The 1,251-nt window shown below is 51.6% G+C and carries 2 protein-coding genes; both read right to left on the reverse strand.

Annotated elements, in window-relative coordinates; genetic code table 11:
* Positions 1 to 245, reverse strand: a 245-nt coding sequence (locus AC1DY9_RS23360) for a pilin (protein ID WP_477667804.1), incomplete at its 3' end; no start/stop codon positions are given.
* A gap of 486 nt (positions 246 to 731) precedes the next feature.
* Positions 732 to 1,251: pilin (locus tag AC1DY9_RS23365; protein WP_477667805.1), on the reverse strand; the 520-nt coding region annotated here is incomplete at its 5' end.

Here is a 1,251-nt window from a genome sequence, read left to right on the forward strand (position 1 = left end):
CCGCCGCTGGCGTTCTTTTCACAGCCCCAGTTATTGGCGATCGGCAGAACCGTACTGGCAGCAGATTGAACAGTTTCCGTGATGCTGGTACGGCACTGTGATGCAGCCAGAATCACTTCAGACACTTTCGCACGAATGGTGTAGTCCTGATAGGCAGGCAGAGCCACCGCAGCCAGGATACCGATAATCGCCACGACGATCATCAATTCGATCAGGGTAAAACCCCGTTGGATGGAACGCTTCATAAAAACTCCTTGGTTAAAAAAACTAGCTCAGGTAAAAAGCAGTTTTTGTGCCACGTCAAAAGGGCGTCTTTTCCGTGATTTTTCGAGCTCAAAAAGCCGAGAGCTTACTTTTTTGACTACCCTCTGTGAATTTCACGACACTTTTGTCATTTGAGGCGGATGAACCGGACCCTCTTGAGCGTCCGAATGCCGCTACTGACTGTGCCGGGAATACGCCACACTATGCATGCCTGCATTGCTGAATCAGATCACATCAGTTCATGCAAACCAGTACAACCCTTGTAGCCGGTCTTGCTTGCGCTTGTCACGGCTGATCGTCGATGCAGGGGGTCAATTTATCGTCCTTCCCATGGCGCACCATCCATTGAAGTTTTCAGAAATCAACTGTCGGACTCCATCGGACAACTTTTGCCCAAATAAAAGCGGCGCGTCAAAGACGCGCCGCTTGTTAACCCATGAATTGCTGCGTTACGCAGCAATCAGGTTTTAGCCCCGGCAAGAACCTGGGAGGTATTTCGTAGGCATTGCGGTACCCGTCGATCCGGGGCCACACACCCACTTGAAGATGGTTGCGCCAACATCGGTGCTCGTCAACGTAGCGGTGGAATCCTTGAACGGAACCAGTTGAACTGTTTTATTAGCAGCGTCCTTCAGGTCAGGCGCATTGGTCGCATCCATCGTGAGAACAGTGATTTTACCGACAGCATCCGTTACGATGGACCAGACATATTTCGAAGGCGCGCTTGCAGCCGTACCGGCGCCGCTGGCGTTCTTTTCACAGCCCCAGTTATTGGCGATCGGCAGAACCGTACTGGCAGCAGATTGAACAGTTTCCGTGATGCTGGTACGGCACTGTGATGCAGCCAGAATCACTTCAGACACTTTCGCACGAATGGTGTAGTCCTGATAGGCAGGCAGAGCCACCGCAGCCAGGATACCGATAATCGCCACGACGATCATCAATTCGATCAGGGTAAAACCCCGTTGGATGGAACGCTTCATAAAA

This window comes from Polaromonas sp. P1_F6 (assembly GCF_056405695.1).